At 58.6% G+C, this 297-nt stretch carries 2 rRNA genes; both read right to left on the bottom strand.

The annotated features are described in order from the left end of the window. Window positions 1-6: 6 nt before the first annotated feature. Window positions 7-123, bottom strand: a 5S ribosomal RNA gene (gene rrf, locus RM780_RS27760). 69 nt (window positions 124-192) lie between these two features. Continuing rightward, window positions 193-297 (bottom strand): 23S ribosomal RNA (locus RM780_RS27755); the annotation flags it as partial.

The following is a 297-nucleotide window of genomic DNA, read 5'->3' as shown; positions in this document are numbered from 1 at the left end:
ATATTTGTCCGGCGGTGTCCTACTCTCCCACACGGTCCCCCATGCAGTACCATCGGCGCTGGAAAGCTTAGCTTCCGGGTTCGGAATGTAACCGGGCGTTTCCTCTCCGCCATGACCACCGGAACACGGCGAGGAAAACGATCCCTCGACACAAATGTTGCGGTGTCAGTTTCACAGTGGACGCGAGCATCTGCGGACAAGCCCTCGGCCTATTAGTACCGGTCGACTCCACCCCTCACAAGGCTTCCATCTCCGGCCTATCAACCCCGTCGTCTCCAGGGAGCCTTACCCCATCAA

This window comes from Streptomyces boetiae (genome assembly GCF_031845405.1).
Lineage (GTDB): Bacteria > Actinomycetota > Actinomycetes > Streptomycetales > Streptomycetaceae > Streptomyces > Streptomyces boetiae.
Note: the sequence above shows the minus strand (reverse complement) of the source record. Positions and strands in the feature narration are given on the sequence as shown.